General features: G+C 65.9%; 19 protein-coding genes and 2 pseudogenes. 16 read left to right on the top strand and 5 right to left on the bottom strand.

Features of this window, described 5'->3' with window-relative positions; genetic code table 11:
* Positions 1-128: 128 nt before the first annotated feature.
* The 6 genes and pseudogenes from A0U87_RS06130 to A0U87_RS27100 all read left to right on the top strand — a co-directional run bounded on the left by A0U87_RS06130 (position 129) and on the right by A0U87_RS27100 (position 8225).
* A complete protein-coding gene (locus A0U87_RS06130; RefSeq protein ID WP_048939435.1) occupies positions 129-815 on the top strand; it encodes a sigma-70 family RNA polymerase sigma factor in 687 nt (228 codons plus the stop codon).
* An 82-nt stretch (positions 816-897) separates the two neighbouring features.
* Positions 898-1155 (top strand): hypothetical protein, encoded by a 258-nt coding sequence (locus tag A0U87_RS06125; protein ID WP_004211319.1) that lies wholly within the window; start codon positions 898-900, stop codon positions 1153-1155.
* A gap of 207 nt (positions 1156-1362) precedes the next feature.
* Entirely contained in the window at positions 1363-2751 is a 1389-nt protein-coding gene (locus tag A0U87_RS06120) for a TIGR03013 family XrtA/PEP-CTERM system glycosyltransferase (RefSeq protein ID WP_004211321.1), read from the top strand.
* Positions 2752-2761: 10 nt separating this feature from the next.
* Entirely contained in the window at positions 2762-4843 is a 2082-nt protein-coding gene (gene prsK, locus A0U87_RS06115; RefSeq protein ID WP_137405290.1) for an XrtA/PEP-CTERM system histidine kinase PrsK, read from the top strand.
* Positions 4843-6207, top strand: a complete 1365-nt coding sequence (prsR, locus tag A0U87_RS06110; protein WP_004211323.1) for a PEP-CTERM-box response regulator transcription factor — start codon at positions 4843-4845, stop codon at positions 6205-6207. Before prsK ends, prsR begins: the two co-directional genes overlap by 1 nt.
* Before the next feature lie 3 nt (positions 6208-6210).
* Positions 6211-8225: pseudogene (locus tag A0U87_RS27100) on the top strand (tetratricopeptide repeat protein).
* Between the two features lie 29 nt (positions 8226-8254).
* On the opposite strand, the gene A0U87_RS06100 reads toward A0U87_RS27100, so the two are convergent.
* Together A0U87_RS06100 and A0U87_RS06095 are read right to left on the bottom strand one after the other, a co-directional pair.
* Positions 8255-8599 carry a GntR family transcriptional regulator gene (locus tag A0U87_RS06100; RefSeq protein ID WP_004211328.1) on the bottom strand — a complete coding sequence of 115 codons (345 nt, stop codon included), beginning with the start codon at positions 8597-8599 and terminating at the stop codon, positions 8255-8257.
* A gap of 73 nt (positions 8600-8672) precedes the next feature.
* The gene (locus A0U87_RS06095) at positions 8673-9251 is read right to left on the bottom strand and encodes a nitroreductase (protein WP_048939433.1); all 579 of its coding nucleotides are present in this window, start codon (positions 9249-9251) and stop codon (positions 8673-8675) included.
* 176 nt (positions 9252-9427) lie between these two features.
* Here A0U87_RS06095 and A0U87_RS06090 point away from each other — a divergent pair, with 176 nt between their 5' ends.
* The 5 genes and pseudogenes from A0U87_RS06090 to A0U87_RS06070 form a co-directional block, all read left to right on the top strand.
* On the top strand, positions 9428-10957 hold the full coding sequence (locus A0U87_RS06090) for a peptide MFS transporter (RefSeq protein ID WP_048939432.1): 1530 nt from the start codon (positions 9428-9430) through the stop codon (positions 10955-10957).
* A complete protein-coding gene (locus A0U87_RS06085) occupies positions 10954-12357 on the top strand; it encodes an amidohydrolase (RefSeq protein ID WP_048939431.1) in 1404 nt (467 codons plus the stop codon). Before A0U87_RS06090 ends, A0U87_RS06085 begins: the two co-directional genes overlap by 4 nt.
* Positions 12354-13667 carry an amidohydrolase family protein gene (locus tag A0U87_RS06080; RefSeq protein WP_048939430.1) on the top strand — a complete coding sequence of 438 codons (1314 nt, stop codon included), beginning with the start codon at positions 12354-12356 and terminating at the stop codon, positions 13665-13667. The genes A0U87_RS06085 and A0U87_RS06080 overlap by 4 nt, the downstream gene beginning before the upstream one ends.
* A 127-nt stretch (positions 13668-13794) precedes the next feature.
* Complete coding sequence (locus A0U87_RS06075) at positions 13795-13992, top strand: hypothetical protein (protein ID WP_004211334.1); 198 nt, start codon at positions 13795-13797, stop codon at positions 13990-13992.
* Positions 13993-14046: 54 nt separating this feature from the next.
* Positions 14047-14133 (top strand): annotated as a pseudogene (locus tag A0U87_RS06070) (IS5/IS1182 family transposase); the annotation flags it as partial.
* A gap of 109 nt (positions 14134-14242) precedes the next feature.
* Here A0U87_RS06070 and A0U87_RS06065 read toward each other — a convergent pair.
* Together A0U87_RS06065 and A0U87_RS06060 are read right to left on the bottom strand one after the other, a co-directional pair.
* Positions 14243-14779 carry a CAP domain-containing protein gene (locus A0U87_RS06065; protein WP_234415741.1) on the bottom strand — a complete coding sequence of 179 codons (537 nt, stop codon included), beginning with the start codon at positions 14777-14779 and terminating at the stop codon, positions 14243-14245.
* A gap of 38 nt (positions 14780-14817) precedes the next feature.
* Entirely contained in the window at positions 14818-15753 is a 936-nt protein-coding gene (locus tag A0U87_RS06060; RefSeq protein WP_137405289.1) for a hypothetical protein, read from the bottom strand.
* Between the two features lie 166 nt (positions 15754-15919).
* Between A0U87_RS06060 and A0U87_RS06055 the strand changes: the two genes are divergently transcribed.
* Entirely contained in the window at positions 15920-16258 is a 339-nt protein-coding gene (locus A0U87_RS06055) for a hypothetical protein (protein ID WP_137405288.1), read from the top strand.
* 31 nt (positions 16259-16289) lie between these two features.
* Here the strand turns inward: A0U87_RS06055 and A0U87_RS06050 are convergent, their stop codons facing one another.
* A complete protein-coding gene (locus A0U87_RS06050; RefSeq protein ID WP_004211336.1) occupies positions 16290-16787 on the bottom strand; it encodes an SH3 domain-containing protein in 498 nt (165 codons plus the stop codon).
* A gap of 102 nt (positions 16788-16889) precedes the next feature.
* On the opposite strand from A0U87_RS06050, the gene A0U87_RS06045 reads away from it, so the two are divergent.
* From A0U87_RS06045 to A0U87_RS06030, 4 genes are all read left to right on the top strand, one after another.
* Positions 16890-17888 carry a D-glycerate dehydrogenase gene (locus A0U87_RS06045; RefSeq protein ID WP_010337376.1) on the top strand — a complete coding sequence of 333 codons (999 nt, stop codon included), beginning with the start codon at positions 16890-16892 and terminating at the stop codon, positions 17886-17888.
* Between the two features lie 71 nt (positions 17889-17959).
* Positions 17960-18145 carry a DUF1328 domain-containing protein gene (locus tag A0U87_RS06040; protein WP_004211340.1) on the top strand — a complete coding sequence of 62 codons (186 nt, stop codon included), beginning with the start codon at positions 17960-17962 and terminating at the stop codon, positions 18143-18145.
* A gap of 5 nt (positions 18146-18150) precedes the next feature.
* Positions 18151-18354: a DUF5818 domain-containing protein gene (locus tag A0U87_RS06035; RefSeq protein ID WP_004211342.1), complete on the top strand. Its 204-nt coding sequence runs from the start codon at positions 18151-18153 to the stop codon at positions 18352-18354.
* Between the two features lie 54 nt (positions 18355-18408).
* Entirely contained in the window at positions 18409-20163 is a 1755-nt protein-coding gene (locus A0U87_RS06030; protein WP_122928204.1) for a DUF885 domain-containing protein, read from the top strand.
* The last annotated feature ends 63 nt before the right edge of the window (positions 20164-20226 follow it).

Here is a 20226-nt window from a genome sequence, read left to right as displayed (position 1 = left end):
TGGGCGTTTCTAGGGGTATCTTGGGAATTGGCCTTTGGCGGTAATCGAACTAGGGTGCGGATGCATATATGGCTTTGACGACTTCGGTTCATGCAGCGAGGGCGACAGTCGAAACGGGGGTTGCTGCCGTGGATGAAGGGCTGAACCAGGCGCCGCGCGAGGCACTGTCGGACGGCGAGTTCAAGCGGGAACTGGCCGCGGTCATTCCGCATCTGCGCGCCTTCGGGCGCTCCCTGTCGGGCAATCGCGACACCGCCGACGATCTTGTCCAGGAAACCCTGCTCAAGGCCTGGGCCGCCCGTGCCCGCTTCCAGGCCGGCACCAACATGCGCGCCTGGACCTTCATCATCCTGCGCAACCATTATCTCTCGCAGATGCGCCGCTCGCGTTTCCGCGGCGACTGGGACGACCTGACCGCCGACCGGCTGCTTGCCGCGCCTGCGGGGCAGGACAAGCATGTCGAACTCAGCGACATGCAGCGCGCCTTGCTGCAATTGCCCCAGCCCCAGCGCGAGGCACTGATCCTGGTTGGCGCGGGTGGCTTCGCCTATGAGGAAGCTGCGGAGATCTGCGGCGTTGCGGTCGGTACGATCAAGAGCCGCGTGGCCCGCGGTCGCGCCGCGCTCGAGCAGATATTGGAGGAGGGCGCGTTGCCCTCGCGCCGGACGCAGGAAACGACCGACACGGCGGTGCTGGACGAGATTATGGACGATGTCGATCGCCTGAGCCGGGGTCGCATCTCCGACAATCTGGTCGACCATGGTGCCGACGACGACGGCGATGACGACATGGGTGGCAAGACCGTCGAGGATTGAGGGCGGGATGCACTTGCCCCGGCGTGATCGGGAACGATCCGCCCGGCTTGTCGGTTGAAAGGCCATGGGAAGGACGGAAGCCATGGGCAGCGACCCGCAACATCGACAGGATCGGACCGGGCGACGCTCGGATCGTCCGCAAGGCAGCGGCGGTATCGTCTTCGCGCTGGTGGCGCTGGCCCTGATCCTGGCGATCGGCTTCTTCTACCTCACCAACGAAAGCCGCGAAGATCGGCGCGCCGACGCCATTACCCAGGCGGCGGATTCGGTCGATAATGGTGCCCGGATCGTGGGTGAAGCTGCGCGCAATGCGGCCGACAAACTGCGCAACAACAACTGACACGACACCGTTGTCTCGCGACGCTGACGCATCCTGGTGTCGCTTTCATTTACAGTCATTGGCGCCATCTTCAGATTTTCTTTGTCATTTTCAGGCAGGGTCTGAGCCCTGTCGGATTTCCTTACAGCTTGTTGTAAGGCTGGGCCGACTCCAGTTGGCGGCCCTTCCCGACCGGAGGGGCGGTGCTGCGGGAAGAAGCGCGATACGATGATCAGGCTGTTCAAACATTATGTCCCTCATGCGGTGCTGCTGCTCGGCCTGCTCGATTTCCTGCTGCTGATCGGCGCGGCGGAAGCGGGCTGGATCCTGCGCGCGCATCAGATCGGCATGGATGTCGAGCCGATCGCGACCCGCATCGGCCCGCTGCTGAGCTTCGCCTTCGCCATCCAGACCGGCATGATCGCGGTGGGCGTCTACAGCCCCGAAGCACTGCAATCGATCCGCTTCGCCTTCGCCCGCCTGCTCGTCGCCATCTCGCTCGGCGTCATCTTCCTCTCGGTCATGTATTTCCTGCTGCCCGGCATCACCCTGTGGCGCTCCAACTCGCTCTACGCGATGGGGCTGGCGATGGGGCTGCTGCTGCTGGCGCGGATGCTGCTGGGTTCGCTGCTCGGCGGCGAGGCGTTCAAGCGCCGCCTTGTCGTGCTGGGGGCCGGCCGGCGGGCCAACCGCATCCGCGACCTGGAACAGAAGCGCGGCGCCGGTTTCCTGGTGGTCGGCTATATCGCCATGAATGACGGCGACCAGGTGGTGGAGGAGGCGATCAACCGCACCGCCATCTACAACATGTCCGATTATGTGGTGCGTCTGAACGCCAGCGAAGTCGTGCTGGCGCTGGAGGAACGGCGCAACGCCATCCCCATGTCCGACCTGCTGCGGATCAAGACCACCGGCGTCCACGTCAACGATCTCTCGACCTTCCTGGAGCGCGAGACCGGGCGCGTCGATCTCGACAGCGTCAATCCCAGCTGGCTGATCTTTTCCGATGGCTTTTCCGCCGGTCGTCGCCTGTCCAGCATCGCCAAGCGCATCTTCGACATCATCGCCAGTTCGATCCTGCTGCTGCTGACCGGCCCGATCATCCTGTTCGCCGCCTTGCTGGTGAAGCTCGACAGCCGTGGCCCGGCTTTCTACCGGCAGCAGCGCGTTGGCCTCTATGGCCAGGAATTCTGGATCGTGAAGCTGCGCACCATGCGCCAGGATGCGGAGGTCAAGGGCCAGGCAGTCTGGGCGGAGAAGGATGATCCGCGGATCACGCGCCTGGGCTATTGGCTGCGCAAGCTGCGCATCGACGAACTGCCGCAGAGCTGGACCGTGCTGAAGGGCGAGATGAGTTTCGTCGGTCCGCGCCCGGAACGGCGCCAGTTCGTCGAGGATCTGGAACAGCATCTGCGCTATTATGCCGAACGGCATATGGTGAAGCCGGGCATCACCGGCTGGGCGCAGATCAACTATCCCTATGGCGCGTCGATCGAGGATGCCCGCCATAAGCTTGAATATGATCTTTATTATGCCAAGAATTACACGCCCTTCCTGGACCTGCTGATCCTGATCCAGACGGTGCGGGTGATCCTCTGGCCCGACGGCGCGCGCTGAGCGGCAGGCCATGAGCGCGCTGCTGCAATTCATCGGCGACTGGGGCCATGCACTGGCCGCGGTCCTGTTCGCCGCGCTTGGCATCTTCATCCTGCGGCGCCGGGACGATGCGGCCGAGCCGCGCATGCTCGCCAGCGCGCTGCTGCTGACCTCCTGCTGGGCGCTCTATGTCTCGTTCGGTGGCGTCGACAAGCCGCTGTCGGGCATCGGGGAAAGTGTCCGCAACGCCGCCTGGCTGATGCTGCTGTTCGTCATGCTGCGGCGCGGGCCGGCCTCGCGCGGCGGCGCGCTAGTCGCCGTCGGCCTCGTCTATCTCGCCGTCGCCGGCCTCATCTTCCTCCAGACCTCGACCGATCTCACCTGGCGGCAATTGCCGGTCCGCAGCGACCTGCATCAGATGCTGGTGGCGGTGTCGCTGGTGCTGCGGATGATGACCGCGATCGGCTGCCTGCTGCTGGTCCATCATCTCTATACCGCCTGGCCCTCGCGCGATCGCGGGCGGGTGTCGCTGTTGCTCGGCGCGCTGGCGGCGATGTGGACCTATGACCTCAATCTCTATGTCATCGGCTATTTCGCGATGGACCGGGTCAACGAACTCTATGCGCTGCGCGGGCCGCTGATGGCGCTGTTGGCGCCGGTGATCGCCATCGGCATGCGCAAGGAAATGGCCGGGCGGCTGCAATTGTCGCGCACCATCGCCTTCCAGTCGCTCTCGCTGGTCGCGGTCGGCCTCTATGTCGTGGTGCTGACCGCGGCGGCGGTGCTGATCGAGATGATCGCCGGCCCCTATGCGCGGGTGGTGGAGATTGGCGCGGTCTTCTTCGTCGCGGTGACCGCGTTCGTCCTGCTGCCCTCGCCACAGATGCGCGCGCTGTGGAAGGTGCAGGTCGCCAAGCATTTCTTCCAGCATCGCTACGACTATCGCACCGAATGGATGCGCTTTGGCGAAACCATCGGCCGGCCGGGCGAAAATGCCCCGCCGCTGGGCGAGCGGGTGGCCAAGGCGGTCGCCGACATCACCGATTCCCCCGCTGCCTTGCTGCTGCTGCGCACCGATGACGGTCGGCTGGCGTTCGAGGCGCAATGGAACTGGCCGCAGGAGCCGATTGCCAGCATGTCCCTGCCGCTCGACCAACTGGAAAGCTGGGAAGGGAGCGGCTGGATCGTCGATGTCGGTCGCATCCGCGATGGCGACGCCACCTTCGACCTGCCGCTTTGGCTGATCGAGGATGCCCATGTCTGGGCGCTGGTGCCGCTGCTCCATTATGGCCGGCTGATCGGCGCGATCCTGCTTGCGCCGCCGCCGATCGACCGCCGCCTCGACTGGGAGGATTTCGACATGCTGCGCGCCGCCGGGCGTCAGGCGGCGACCCATATCAGCGAGGCGCAGGGGCAGCAGGCGCTCGACGACGCCCAGCGCTTCGACGAGTTCAACCGCCGCTTCGCCTTCATCGCGCATGACATCAAGAATCTGGTCAGCCAATTGTCCCTGCTCTCGCGCAATGCGGAGCGGCACGCCGACAATCCCGATTTCCGCGCCGACATGCTGCTGACGCTCAAGGAGTCTGTGGGCAAGATGAACGACATGCTCGCCCGCCTGTCGCAGCATAACAAGGGCCGGCCCGAAGAGCCGCGCCCGGTGGCGCTGGGCCCGCTGGTCGAACAGGTCGTGCGCAGCCGCGCCCGCCAGCGCGCGATCACCGTCAGCGGCGACGTGCCGGTCGCGCTCGCCGATCCGGCGCGGGTCGAGCAGATATTGGTCCATCTGCTGCAAAATGCGATCGATGCCAGCGATGCCGATCGCCCGGTCGAACTGCATCTGGGCAGCGCGCATGGCCAGGCGACATTGGCTGTGGTCGATCAGGGCTGCGGCATGACCGCCGAATTTATCCGCCGCGATCTGTTCAAGCCCTTTTCGTCCAGCAAGGCCGGCGGCTTTGGCCTCGGCGCCTTCGAGGCGCGCAGCCTGGCCGAGGCGATGGGCGGGCGGATCGACGTGGAAAGCAAACCCGGCGTGGGGAGCCGTTTCACCCTGCGCCTGCCGCTGGCGCCCGCGCCGGCGTGCGATGATGTTCAAGGAAAGGCCGCCTGATGAGCGACACCCGCCCCAAATTGCTGATCGTCGAGGATGATCCCGGCCTGCAGCGGCAATTGCGCTGGGCCTATGAGGATTATCAGCTCTTCATCGCCGGCGACCGGCTGGAAGCGATCGAGATGCTGCGGATGGAGGCGCCCGATGTGGTGACGCTCGACCTGGGCCTTCCGCCGGACCCGGACGGAACCAGCGAGGGCTTTGCCACGCTGGAGGAGATATTGCGCATCAAGCCCGATACCAAGGTGATCGTGGCGTCGGGCCATGGCGCGCGGGAAAGCGCGCTCAATGCCATTTCCGGCGGTGCCTATGATTTCTACCAGAAGCCGGTCGACATTGACGAGCTGGGCCTGATCGTCCGGCGCGCCTTTCACGTCCATGCACTGGAACAGGAAAATGCCCGCCTCGCCGAAGCCGCGCCGGAGGGGGGCAGGGTGCTCGGCCGGATGATCACCGGCGCGCCGGAAATGATGCGGGTCGCCCGCACGATCGAGCGGGTCGCCAGCGCCGATGTCTCGGTCATGCTGCTGGGCGCCAGCGGCACCGGCAAGGAATTGCTGGCGCAGGGGCTGCATGATGCGAGCCCGCGTCGCGGCGGTGCCTTCGTCGCGATCAATTGCGCGGCCATCCCCGAAACCCTGCTGGAATCAGAACTGTTCGGGCATGAAAAGGGTGCCTTCACCGGCGCGGTCAAGACCACCCCCGGCAAGATCGAGCAGGCGCAGGGCGGCACCCTGTTCCTGGACGAGGTCGGCGACATTCCGCTGCCCTTGCAGGTGAAACTGCTGCGCTTCCTGCAGGAAAGGGTGATCGAACGGATCGGCGGGCGCCAGCCGATCGCGGTGGATACGCGCATCGTGTGCGCCACCCACCAGGATCTCGACGCGATGATTGCCGCCGCCAGCTTCCGCGAGGATCTCTATTATCGCCTGGCCGAGATCGTCATCCGCATCCCCGCGCTGCGCGACCGGCCGGGCGATCCCGCGCTGCTAGCGCGCCACTTCCTCACCCGCTTCGCGCAGGACATGAACCCGCAGGTCAAGGGCTTCGCCCCCGATGCACTCGCGGCACTCGACGCCTGGGGCTGGCCGGGCAATGTGCGCGAGCTGGAAAATCGCGTGAAGCGCGCGGTCATCATGGCTGATGGCAAGCATGTGACGGCGGCCGATCTCGACCTAGACGGCGATCGGGCCGAAGGCAGCGAGGTCGTCAATCTCAAGGCGGCGCGCGAAATGGCCGATCGTCGCGCCATTCGCCGGGCGATCGCGCGCACCGACGGCAATATTTCCAGCGCCGCCAAGATATTGGGGATCAGCCGGCCGACCCTCTACGACCTGCTCAAACAATATAAGATGCAGGGCTGATCGATGCGGCGCTCACGCCTGATCCTGCTGGCGGGCCTTGCCCTGCTGCTGCTGGCGCTGGCCGGCCTGTGGCAGTGGCGCGTGCATGAGGCGGACGGCAGTGCCGCGCTCGCGCGCGGGCTGGCCGCGCTGGATGCCGGTGATGCGCGCACCGCCCGGATCGAGATGATGAACGCCATTCGTGGCAATCCGGCGTCGCTGCCGGCGCGGCTGGGCCATGCCCGCGCGCTGGTGCAGTTGGGTGATGGCGCCGGGGCGCAGGCCGATCTGCTGCGCGCGCGCAAGCTGGGCGCCAGCGTCGGCGACACGAATGGACTGCTGGCGCAGGCGCTGCTGTTGCAGGGCGATGCCGATGGCGCCCTGCGCGCCGTGCAGGCGGGCGAAGGCAAGTCGGCCGAGGCGGCCCGTGTCGCCGCCCGCGCCTGGCAGGCCAAGGGCGACAATGACGCCGCGCAGCGCGCCTTTGACGATGCGCTGCATCTCGCCCCGCGCGCAGCCCGGACCTGGGTCGATCTTGGCCGGTTCCGCCTGACATTGGGCGATCAGGCCGGGGCGATTGCGGCCGCGGACAAGGCGCTGACGCTGGCACCGGGCGATCCGGATGCGCTGACCCTGCGCGGCATGCTGATCCGCGATCAATATGGGCTGGTGGCGGCGCTGCCCTGGTTCGAACGGGCACTCGACGATCATCCCAATGCGCTTGCCCCGCTCACCGAATATGCCGCGACACTGGCCGATGCCGGCCGCGCGAGCCGCGCGCTCAGCGTCAGCCGGCGCATCCTGGCGCTCGATCCCGGCAATCCGCGCGCCTGGTTCCTTCAGGCGGTGATCGCGGCCCGCGCCGGGCAGATCGATCTTGCCCGCACCCTGCTGGCGCGCACCGATGGCCGGCTGGATGGCGAGCCGGCGACCCGGCTGCTGCGCGGCGTGTTGCACCTGTCGGATGGCAATGCCGTGCTGGCGGCCGATGCGCTGGGGCCGCTGGTGGCGATGCAGCCCGACAATCGCGTGGCGCGCACGCTGCTCGCCCGCGCTTCCTATCTGACCGGCGACTATGCCGGCACGGCGGCGACGCTCGCCCCCTTGTCGATCGCCATGATGCCGATCCCTATGTGCTGACGCTGGCCGCCCGCGCGCAGGAGCAACTGGGCGATCGCGCGCAGGCCGATGCGTTGCTGGCCCGCGCGTCCTGGCCGGTGCGTCCCTCGTCGGACCTGCTGGGGGGCACGAACGCCGTCATGACGCCGCCGGCCGATGTCGCCACCGCGGCCGACAATATCCCCTATATCCGCGCGTTGCTGATGCAGGGGCGCACGGGCGAGGCGGTCGACCGCGCCGGGCTGCTGGCGCGAGCCAATCCCGGCGCGCCGGCCGCTCATGTCGTGCTGGGCGATGCGCTGGTCGCTGCCGGCCGGCCGGCCGATGCCGCCCGCAGTTTCGAGGCGGCGGCCAATATCCGGTTCGATCGCAATGCCGCGCTGCGGCTGGTCGCGGCCTGGAGCGCGGCGGGCGATCCCGCCCGCGCGCTGCAACTCGTCCGCCTGTTCCTGGCGCAGAATCCGATGGATGTGGAGATGCAGCGACTGGCGGCCGGGGCGGCGATGCAGGCGCATGACTGGCGCGGCGCGCTGCGCCTGTTGCAGGCGGTACAGGCCCAGACGGGCGGCCATGATGCGCTGCTGATGGCCGATCTGGCCCGCGCGAGCCTGGAAATGGGATCGCCCGGCAAGGCGCGCCTCTATGCCGCCCAGGCCTATCGCCTGATGCCGGCCAATCCGGTCACCGCCGATATCTACGGCCTGGTGCTGCTGCGCACCGATGCGCAGGGGCCGGCGGCGATCGATCTGCTGGAAAAGGCGGTCGCCCTCGCGCCGCAAAACCCGCCTTTCCAGTTCCATCTGGGGCAGGCCTATGCCGCCGCCGGGCGCAAGGCGGAGGCGAAGCGCGCTTTGTCGCGCGCGGCCGCCGCCCATTTCCCCGATCGCCAGCAGGCGGTGAAGGCGCTCGCTTCATTGTAAAAAAAAAGCGCCCCGCGGGGCGCTCTTCTTCAGACCTTCTGGCTGTCCAGTTCGTCGAGCCGGATGCCCAGCCGCCGGATCTGTGCCGCGACCGGCGGCCACACGCTTTCCAGGAAGCGGCTGCGTTCCGCCTCGCGCAGCTTGCGGGTCGCGCCATCGGCGACGAACATGCCCACGCCGCGTTTCACGACGACCAGCCCGTCATCCTGGAAGCTCTGATAGGCCTTGGCCACGGTCAGCGGATTGGCGCCCTGCTGCGCGGCAAAGGCGCGGACCGAGGGGAGGAGGTCGCCATCGCGATAGTCCCCATCCAGGATGGAGGCGGCAATGATCTCGCGGAGGCGGAGATAGACGGGTTTGGATTCGTCGCTCATAAGTGCATCAGTGCCATAATACAGCCGTGCAGGTCAATGGACCTTGTTACGTGAAAGCCCGTATTTTCGGCAATTATCTGTCCCATGTCGATACGATATCGTTATAATCTGGCCGGGGCCGTTCTTCCAGCGCGCGTGAGGGCGTGCCGATGAAGACGAATCCGGCCAGCCGCTCGTCCTCGCTGCCAAAGGCGTCGCGCACATCGTCATTGAAGCTCGGCCATCCGGTCAGCCAGCCGCCGGCAAAGCCCAGCGCATGGGTGGCGTGCAACAGGTTCATGATCGCGGCGCCGGCCGACAATTCCTGTTCCCAGACCGGGATCTTGCTGCTCGCGATCGGCTTGGACAGCGCCACCACCAGGGTCGGCGCCTGATGCGCGAACTGGTGCATCGCCTCGATCTCCAGCCGCCCGGCCTCCGGCTTCTCGGCGCGATAGGCGGCCTCCAGCAGCGCGGCCAGCTTTTCCCTTTTGTCCTGCGGCACGATCACGAAGCGCCAGGGCGCCAGCTTGCCATGATCGGGCGTGCGCAGCGCGACTTCGAGGATCTGGCGCAGCTGCGCATCGTCCGGGCCGGGCGCGATCAGGTCGCGCGGCTTGCCGGAACGGCGGGTCTGCAGCAGGGTGAGGGGGCTGGAAAGGTCGTTGAACATCGGTTGCCAAATGGGAGGCTTTGCCGCCGGACGCAAGGGTGAAGGGCGCACTTCCTATCGCTTCAATCCTGCCCCAAACCCCTCTTTGACTCTGCCCACCTTTCCCCTCTAGGGTCCGTGCCATAACGCCGCCGCTCTTGCCGGCCGGCACAAAAAGACAATTTCAAGGGGGTCCGATGGCGACCGCAATCACCGTACCGGCGGAGGCAGGCAAGACCTGGCTCGGCCATCCGCGCGGCCTGTTCCTGCTGTTTTTCGCGGAAATGTGGGAACGTTTTTCCTATTATGGCATGCGTGCCATCCTGATTTTCTACCTCACCAAACATTTCCTGTTCGGCGAGGACAAGGCCTATATCCTCTACGGCGCCTATACCTCGCTGGTCTATATCACCCCGGTGATAGGCGGCTATCTGGCCGACCGGTTCCTTGGCCCGCGCAAGGCGGTGCTGGTGGGCGGCGTGTTCATCGCCATCGGCCATTTCCTGATCGCCATCACCGAAGGGCCGGGGGGGCAGGATGCCTTCTATCTCAACGGCTTCTATCTGGCGCTGGCCAGCATCATCGTCGGCACCGGCTTCCTGAAGGCTAATATCTCGGTGCTGGTGGGCGAACTTTATGCCCGTGACGATCATCGTCGCGACCCGGCCTTCTCTATCTTCTACATGGGCATCAACCTGGGCGGCGCCAGCGGACCGATCGTCTGCGGCCTGCTGGGCGAGCTGTGGGGCTGGAGCTGGGGCTTCGGCGCGGCCGGCGTCGGCATGCTGCTCGGCCTCGTCATGTTCGTCTGGCTGCGGCCCTGGCTGCTGGGCAAGGGCGAGCCGCCCGCGCCGGAAAAGCTGCGCGCGCCGGCGATCGGCACGATCTCGCAGGAATGGACCATCTATGCCAGCGCCGCGCTGGGCGTGGCGGCGATCTGGATGGTCATCCGCTATGCCGAACTGCTGGGCTATACGCTGCTGATCTTCTCCGCCCTGACGGTCGCCTACATCCTTTGGCGCTCGGTCACGGTGCTGACCAAGGTGGAGCGCGACCGGATGTTCGCCGCGCTCTTCCTGATCGCGCTCAATCCGCTCTTCTGGGGCCTGTTCGAACAGACCGGCTCCTCGCTCAACATCTTCACCGACCGCAATGTCGATCGCGTCATCCTGGGCTGGGACGTGCCGGCCTCTTTGTTCCAGTCGGTCAATTCCATCTACATCATCCTGCTCGCGCCGCTGTTCGCGGTGCTGTGGACCTTCCTCGACGAGCGCCGGCTGGAGCCATCCTCGCCCGCCAAGTTCGGCATCGGGCTCATCCTGTGCGGTGCCGGCTTCCTGGTGCTGGTCGCGGGCGCGGCGATGGCCGGCCAGTCGCTGACGCCGGTGATCTTCGTCTTCCTCATCTATCTGCTCCACACCATGGCGGAACTCTGCTTCTCGCCGGTCGGCCTGTCGGCGATGACGCGCCTGTCGGTGTCGAACATGGTCGGGCTGGTGATGGGCACCTGGTTCCTGGCGATGGCCGCGGGCAATTTCATCGCCGGCCTGATCGCGCGCGCCACCGGCAGCGGGGAAGCGGGCGACGTGACCCAGGTGCTGGACGTCTACAGCCGCATCGGCTGGTTTTCCGTGGTGGTCGGCGGCCTGGTGCTGCTGGTCTCGCCCTATGTGAAACGCATGATGCATCTCGATCTCATTGCCGCTGAAAAGGGGAAACAGGCATGAACGCACGCAGCAAGCTGCTGCTGGGGCTGGCGCTGGTCGCGACCGGCATGACCGCGCCGGCGGTCGCCAAGAAGGAAAAGGATCAGCCCGCACCGGCGTCCCAGGGCAGTTCGGCCGAGCCGGACAATCCTTACCCTTCGACCTACAAGCCCTATCCGGGCGTCGCGACCGCGATCCGCGGCGCAACCATCTTTGACGGTGAGGGCGGGCGGATCGACAAGGGCGTCGTCTTCCTGTCGGGTGGCAAGATCACCTCGATCGGCGGCCCCGACACGCCGATCCCGGCCGACATCGCGGTGTTCGACGGCACCGGCAAGTTCGTGACGCCCGGCGTCATCGACATTCACAGCCATCTGGGCGTCTATCCCTCGCCTGCTGTGGACGCGCATTCGGACGGCAATGAAATGACCTCGCCGGTCACGCCCCATGTCTGGGCCGAACATTCGGTCTGGCCGCAGGACCCCGGCTTTGGCCGTGCGCTCGCCAATGGCGGCGTCACCACGCTTCAGATCCTGCCCGGTTCGGGCAATCTGTTCGGCGGTCGCAGCGTGATCCTGAAGAATGTCCAGGCCCGCACCATGCAGGGGATGAAGTTCCCCGGCGCGCCCTATGGCCTGAAGATGGCCTGCGGCGAAAATCCCAAGCGCGTCTACGGCGCCAAGGGGCGCGAGCCCAGCACCCGCATGGGCAATATGGCGGTCGATCGCCAGACCTGGATCAAGGCGCGCGAATATCAGAAGAAGCGCGCCGCCGGTAAGGACCAGACCCGTGACCTGGGCATGGAGACGCTGGCCGACGCGTTGGAAGGCAAGATCCTGGTCCAGAACCATTGCTACCGCGCCGACGAGATGGCCAATGTGATCGATATGTCGAAGGAGTTCGGCTACAAGGTCACCGCCTTCCACCACGCGGTCGAGGCCTACAAGATCGCCGACCTGCTGCGCGAGAACGGCATCTGCGCCGCCATGTGGGGCGACTGGTATGGCTTCAAGATGGAAGCCTATGACGGGATCAAGGAAAATGTCCCGCTCGTCCACCAGGCCGGCGCCTGCGCCATCGTCCATTCCGACGACGAGAATGGCATTCAGCGGCTGAACCAGGAAGCGGCCAAGGCATTGGGCGCGGGCCGTCGCATGGGGCTGAATATCCCTGACGAGATCGCCTGGACCTGGCTCGCCATCAACCCGGCCAAGGCGATGGGCATCGCCGACCAGACCGGCAGCCTGAAGGTCGGCAAGATGGCCGACGTCGTGCTGTGGAACGGCAATCCGTTCAGCACCTATACCCGGCCGGAAAAGGTCTGGGTCGACGGCGCCTTGCTCTATGACGCCAATGATCCCAAGCGGCGCCCGGTAACCGACTTCGAACTCGGCCAGATCGGCGCGGGAGACGTGAAATGACGATGAAGACCGCAATCCGCGCCGCCGCCGCGCTGCTGGCCGTTGCCGCCTCGCCCATGGCCCTGGCCCAGACCATCGCCATCACTGGCGCCACCCTAGCGATCGGTGACGGGTCGGAACCGATCCAGAATGGCACCGTGGTCATTTCCGCCGGCAAGGTGGTGGCCGCCGGGGCCGGCGTTGCCGTGCCGGCTGGCGCCAAGACCATCGACGCCAGCGGCAAATGGGTGACGCCCGGCATCGTCTCGGGCTTCTCGCGCGTGGGCCTGGCCGAAGTGCCCGGCGTCAAGGAAACCAACGACATCAACGCCCGCACGCCTTTCTCGGCCGCGATCGATGTTGCACCGGCAATCAACCCGCTGGCCAACCCGATCGCGATCAGCCGCACCGCCGGCGTGACCCGCGCGGTGGTGGTGCCCGCGACCGGCAACGGCATCTTTGCCGGGCAGGGCGCCGTGGTCGATCTGGGGGCCGACATGGACCCGATCACCAAGGCGCGCGCCTTCCAATATGTCGAGATGGGCGAAGAAGGGGCGGAGGATGCCGGCGGCAGCCGACCGGCCGCCTATCTCACCTTCAAGATGATGCTGCGCGAGGCGCAGGATTATGCCAAGGCCCCGGCCAGCTATGATGGCCGGTCGAAGGACGCTTTGCTCAACCGCGTCGATGCCGAGGCGCTGGTCCCGGTCGTCACCGGCGCCATGCCGCTGATGATCCATGTCGAAAGCGCGCGCGACATTCTCGGCGTGCTGGCGCTCAGGAAGGACTTCCCGGCGCTGAAGCTGATCCTCGCCGGCGCGACCGAAGGCTGGATGGTCGCCAGCCAGATCGCCGCCGCCAAGGTGCCGGTGATCGCCGGCGGGCTCGACGACCTGCCCTCCAGCTTCGAGAAGCTGGCGGCGACCCAGAGCAATGTCGGCCGCATGGTGAAGGCCGGCGTGCCCGTCGCCATGGGCCTGATGGACCGGGACGAAGCGCTGCAACTGCGCCTCGCCACCCAGCAGGCGGGCAATATGGTCGCGCTCAACAAGGTGCCGGGCGCCACTGGCCTCAGCTGGGGCCAGGCGCTGCGCAGCATCACCTCCGCCCCGGCCGAGGCGATGGGGCTGGGCGACCGGATCGGCTCGCTCAAGGCCGGCAAGGCGGGCGACGTGGTGATCTGGGACGGCGATCCGCTGGAAATGGAATCGGCGCCGGTCGCGGTGTGGATCGACGGCATCCAGCAGCCGATCGACAACCGCCAGACCAAGCTGCGCGACCGCTACGCCACCCCGACCGAGGGCAGCCTGCCCAAGGCCTATGAATGGTAAGATGGGGAAGGGGGCCACGGCCCCCTTTTTCATGCCGCGCACATCTGCCGGCAAAATGCGGGGGCCATGGCACCAAAGGCAACCCTGCCTCGTTGGGGCAGGACGCAACCGCGATAGGAGAGGCCCCATGCCCGATGAACTGAACGAAGCCCTCGAGCGGTTCCAGATGTTTGCCGCCCGCTTCAAACTGGATGATCTGATCGATGCCGAAAGCGGCTTCACCGGCAACGACGCCGCGCTGCTGGCGGGCGAAGTCGAAATGGCCATCCAGACCAGAGGCATGCAGGACAGCCCCGAGCCGGATATAGACGGCAGCCTGTTCTAGGGGCCGTGAATCCAGCTGGGCGACGATAGAAGCGCACTATCTGGGCAAACTGCCCCCGGACGTAGCGGCAAGAACAATCAGCTATTCATGGAAGTCGTGCTGTGGACTGTTCGAAAGGGCAGTCCATGGCGCGACCTGCCGACCCATTCGATTAACCGGGAAAGGCGCCGCCTCTGGCTCTCGGTCATGGTCGACTTCTGACAGGAATGCTGCCCTCCCTGCGCGACAGGCGCCGCATGATCTCGCGCGATCAGTAGGTCATCTGGCCGGTGACATTGCCGCCGTCGAGATAGCGGCAGACCAGTATCTCATCCTCGCCGCTGGCCACGGTGACGAGCGCACATCCCACCTGCGTCGTGTCGCGCCAGATCACCTGCGTGTAATGGCCGACATCTTCCCACTGGCCCGATGTGCTCACATCGGTGAACACGCCATTCTTGAACGCCGCCTTCTCGTCGATCCACATCGTCACCATGTCTTCGGGCGTATAGGCGCCCTTGCTGCCCCGCCACAGATTCTCGCCCTCGGCGACCAGCGAACCATCATGTTCGAGATCGCTTAGCGTCTGGAGATTGGCGCCCCATCGCGCCGCGTCGGCGGCGAGCGCCGGGCTCCAGCTAAGGTTGGGCACGCCAATCTGGCCACGCTCCGCATTATGGGCGGCCAGGACGCGCTGGTCGAAATTGTCGAGCCGGTTCTGCGCCTGTACCGGTGATGCGGCGATAAGGCCCAGCAGAATGGCGGCTGACCGTTGTATCGAGGGGCGCGTGAGAAGCTCCAGCATCATCAACCTCTCCTTGTTCTGATGGTAGATCGCGCGGGGCATCAGCCGAATTTTTCGAGCAGATATTGCGAGACCCAGATCTGGGTGCCAGCCAATTGGGGCAGCGCCAGCCTGATCCGCTGGTCAAAGCGCAGCTGCCGCGCCAGCCCATCGCCGATGGCCGCCCCGGCGGCCATCTCGTGCGGGTTGAAGCTGTTCCGCACCCGGTGCAGGGCGTCGCGCACGCGGTCGCCTTCCTCGCCGGTCAGGGTCGCGGGTAATGGCCCACCATAAGGGGTGCCGCTTGCGATCAGGCCGAGCAGGTTCGCAAAATCATCGGGTTGCATCTCTACCCAATGATGAGGCTGGAGAATGGCCTTCGGGCGGAAGATCACGGCGGTTGCCGTCACGATCCCTCCCGTCAGATAGACGGTCGGGCGTTGCTGGGGTGGGGGTTCCGTCGCAATCTGTGGCGCCAGCACCGGAGCCACGGTGTCGCCGTAAAATTCCGATGCCCTTTGGCCGACGGTGGCGGTGCGGACGTCCGGCCAGCGAAGCTTGACCGCGCCGGCCATCGTCTTGGCTCCATAGGGTGCCGAAAGGGCGACAAACTGGCCATGCTGGTCATAATAGCCGCCCTTGATAGTGCCGCTGGCGATGTTGACGTGCATCACATTGCGGCGATCAGCGGGGCGCACGATCCAGTCATAGCCCAGCCGCGCCTGATCCTTGATCGAGATGATTTCGGGGGTGATGCCCGTTCGTGCGGGAAGGGCGGCGATGAATTGCTCCACCCGGCCTGGCGCGAAGTCGATCAGGCCGCCCGAGACCAGCACGGCAATGTCGCTGGTCTGCAATCCATGCTGGGACTTCAGCCGATCGATATGGCCAGCCACAATGTCGACGCTCTGGGCGGCCATGGCGTCATCCGCTGCGGGGCCAAGTGGGCTGGCCAGTTCGGTTTCCACGAAGGCCTTGCCGGTGGGTTCCGGCGCCATGCGCTCGAAGCCTGAAAGCTTTCGTCGGCCCAGCTGGTCACGGTCAAACCGGTAGGCTGCGACGCTCATTCCGCCCCGCCGGATTTCGACGACGCCATAGGTTTTTTGCCGGTTCGCCTGCGCATTCGCCCTGGCTGGTATCAGGCCCGGTATCAGGGACAGGCCTGTGACCGATGCTGCCGTTGCGCCGATGAATGCGCGCCTGCTCCAAGCCATCGCTGTCCCCCATGTCCAGGCAGATGTCGGGGTCAATCCCGGCGCGCTGCGACAAACGGATTGCTATGACGATGTCGGGTGCGAAACAATCGGGCTATTCCGGATGGCCGATGGCGGAAAATCCTTAGGGGCGATGGCGCCGGGGCCGTGGCGTCTGTCCTACAGCGCCGGCTTTCCGCTATACCGTCGCCGGCTCTTTCCCATCGTCCGCGCGCATCCATGGTCTCGCACGATAATTTCCATCATCGGCACGAAAATGTCAGGATGTGCGGGAAATATGCGAAGTTAAGCGCGGCATTTCCTATTTTGCCGCGCCGGGTTCAGCCGCTGGTGGCGCCCCACACGTCGCTCGCCTTCACGAAGCCCTTCTGGCCCTTTACGTCGAATGCGCACCAGCCGCTCGAGCAGGAACCGATCCGGCCGACCACGCCCTTTTCGGCGCGGAACAGGGTGCGGCTGGTTTCGCTCGCGCCCTCGTGCATCGGTGCTTGCGCCGCGGTGACGATCGCCGTGGCGGTATCGCTCAGCAGGCGGACATGCATCCAGCCCTGGGCACCGTCAGGGTCTTCCACCTTGCGCCACAGGCCCAGCACCTGCACCACTTTCACCGGCAGGTCGCGGCGCTGATAGACCCAGTTGGACGGGTAATCGAGGCTGGGGCCGACGCGCATCCGCGCCTCGTCATGCGACAGCGACGCCCAATAGGGCACCGGCTTGGCCGGGGCCGCCGCCGCGCCGCTCATATTGGTCAGTGCCGCGATCATGCCCGCGCCCAGCAGCAGGCGCTTCATGCCCGACCCTTTGCCCATATCACCCATGGTCTTTCCATACGCTTGTCCGGCCGGTCGCGACAAGCTTTCAATCGCAGGCGGCAGCATATCCGCTTGACCGGCGGGGCAGGCGGGAATAGCGGCCATGCTATGGCCAGGAAACCGCGCCCCGCAACGCCGCGCGTCATCGTGACGCGTCGCCTGCCCCCCAATGTGGAGGCGCGCATGGCCGAACTGTTCGACGCCAGCTTCAACACCGGCGACATTCCCATGAACCGGGCCGAACTCGCCGCCGCCATGGCGCAGTGCGACGTGCTGGTGCCCTGCATCAGCGACCAGATCGATGCGGAACTGATCGCCGGCGCGCCCGACCGGCTGCAACTGATCGCCAGCTTCGGCAGCGGCGTCGACCATATCGACCTGGCCGCCGCGCGGACCAGGGGCGTGATCGTCACCAACACGCCCGGCGTGTTGACCGAAGACACGGCCGACATGACCATGGCGCTGATCCTCTCCGTGCCCCGCCGCCTGGCGGAGGGGGAGAAGCTGGTGCGCTCGGGCCAGTGGCATGGCTGGAGCCCGTCGGGCATGCTGGGGCACCGCATCGGCGGCAAGAAGCTGGGCATCATTGGCATGGGCCGCATCGGTCGCGCCGTCGCCCGCCGCGCCAAGGCGTTCGGCCTCTCCATCGCCTATCATAACCGCCATCGCCTGCCGTTCGAGGTGGAGCAGGAGTTGGAGGCCAGCTGGCATGACGATCTCGACGCGCTGCTGCGCGAATGCGACATCGTGTCGATTCATTGCCCGCTCAATGCCGACAGCCGCGGCCTGATCGATGCGCGGCGGATCGGCCTGATGCGGCCCGACGCCTATCTCATCAACACCTCCCGCGCGGAAATCACCGACGAGCCGGCGCTGATCGCCGCGCTTGCCGAAGCACGGATCGCCGGCGCCGGGCTTGACGTTTACACCCATGAGCCGGCGGTCGATCCGCGGCTGCTGGCGCTCGCCAATGTCACCCTGCTGCCCCATGTCGGCTCGGCGACCTTCGAGGGGCGCGACGCCACCGGCGCGCGCGTCATCGCCAATATCCGCACCTGGGCCGACGGCCACCGCCCGCCCAATCAGGTGCTTGAAGGCTGGGTCTGAACGCTGCGCGCGCGGAACAATGCGCGCCTTCCTCCGTTTGGAAACATCAGAGAAACGGAAGGAATCCCACCATGATTCGTCTTGCCATCATTGCCCTTGTGATCGCGGCCGTGCTCGCCGTCCTCGGTTTCGGCGGCGCCGCCGGCACCTTCGTCGGCATCGCCAAATTGCTGTTCGGCATCGCCATCGCCCTGTTCCTGATCTTCCTTGTTCTGGGCCTTCTGGCTGGCAAGGGCATCAAGGACGCGATAGACTGACACGCATGATCGAGATTGGCGCTGGAGTGGATGAAACCGGGCGGTTGCTGCGCGATGAGGCCGGCTTCCTGCTCCAGCGTGATCTTGGCGGCACCTGGCGATTGGTGCTGCTGCGGGTGCCGGTCGACCATGTGGAAAAGCGGGTCCGGGTGCGCGGCTATTATGCCGGCGACGACATTGTCGAAGCGGACGGCGTAGCCGCCGCCTGAACCGGCATCGGGCCATCTTGCCAGAATCGTTGCGCCGCGCGATCAGTTGCGCCCATGCGCAAGATCATTTCCCTGATGCTCGCCGTTGCGGCGCCCGCTCTGGCTCACGCCCAGACTCCCCATGACCAGCTGACCAAGGTGATCGACGATCACTGGGCATGGTATCTGTCGGTCCATCCGGTGGAGGCGACGGCGCGCGGCGTGCGCGACTATGACGACCAGATTTCCGACCTGTCGCTTGGCGCCCGCGATGCCCAGATCAAGGCGGAACAGGGCTTCGTCACCCGGCTGGATGCGGTGCCGGAGACAGGGCTGGACGCCGCTGACAAGGTCAATCGCGCGGTGCTGCTATGGATGCTGCGCGACGATATCGCCAGCGACAAGCATCAGGCCGAACGGCTGATGCTCTTCACCACCTATTATAGCTGGCATCAGGGCTTTTCCGGCATGGCCGACGGCCTGCCTTTCTACACCCGCGCCGATTATGAGAGCTATCTGAAGCGCCTGGCCCTTTACCCGAAGCAGAATGGCGATGGCATGGTGATCACTCGCCAGGCGATCAAGGGCGGCTATGTGCTGCCCTGTTCGGTGCTGGGCGGCTTTGCCAAGGGGATCAGCGGCATCGTCGCCGGGGCGCCGGAAGGAACGCGCTTCTACGAGCCCTTCACCCGCACCAAGCCGCGCGACATCAGCGATGCCGACTGGGCGGCGCTACAGGCGCGCGCGGTGGCGGTGATCCGCGATGTCATCACGCCGGAATATGGCAAATGGCACGACCTGTTCGTGGCGGACTATCTGCCCAAATGCCGCAAGAGCGACAGCGCATCGACGCTGCCGGGTGGCGCGGCCTGGTATGCCAGCCGGGTGCGCACCCACACCACCACCGACCTGACCCCCGATCAAATCCACCAGATCGGGCTGGATGAGGTCGCCCGCATCGGCAAGCGGATGGACGCGATCGCGGCCAAGGCGGGCTATCCCAGCCGTGCCGCCTTCATCCAGCATCTGCGTACCGACCCCAGCTATTACGCGAAGACGCCCGAGGAATTGCTGCGCGTCGCCGCGCGCCAGGCCAAGATGATCGACGGCCTGCTGCCGCGCTATTTCGCCACGCTGCCGCGCCTGCCCTATGGCATCAAGCCGATCCCGGCGGCCGAGGCGGAAGGGACGACCACCGCCTATTATGGCCCCGGCGCGCCCGAAGCGGGGATATCGGGCACCTACTGGGTCAATACGTCGAAATTGGACCAGCGGCCCTTCTGGGAATTGCCGGCACTGACCGCGCATGAGGCGGTGCCGGGCCATCACAATCAGATCGCACTGCAGCAGGAATTGCCGCTGCCGCCCTTCCGCAAATATCTCGCCGGCTTCACCGCCTATGTCGAGGGTTGGGCGCTCTACACCGAATATCTGGGCGAGGAGATGGGCCTCTACGACACGCCCGAAAAGATGATGGGCCGCCTGTCCTATGAGATGTGGCGCGCCTGCCGGCTGGTGGTGGACACCGGCATCCATGCCAAGGGCTGGGACAAGGCGAAGGCCGTCGCCTTCATGAAGGCGAACAGCGCCCTGAGCGACGCCAATATCGATGCGGAGGTCAATCGCTACATCAGCTGGCCGGGGCAGGCGCTGGGCTACAAGCTGGGCGAGATCAAGATCCGCGAGCTGCGGGCGCGGGCGGAACAGCAGCTCGGGCCCAAGTTCGACCTGCGCCGTTTCCATGATGCGGTACTGTCGCAGGGGGCGGTGCCGCTTACCGTGCTGGAAAGCCAGATCGACGGCTGGATCGCAGCGGAAAAGGCGCGCTGATAAAGGCAAGATATGGGGCGGGGCGGGCGTGATTTCCACGCCCCGCGCACAATAAAAGTGCGG

The organism is Sphingobium sp. MP9-4 (assembly GCF_005281675.1).
Taxonomy (GTDB): domain Bacteria; phylum Pseudomonadota; class Alphaproteobacteria; order Sphingomonadales; family Sphingomonadaceae; genus Sphingobium; species Sphingobium yanoikuyae.
Note: the sequence above shows the minus strand (reverse complement) of the source record. Positions and strands in the feature narration are given on the sequence as shown.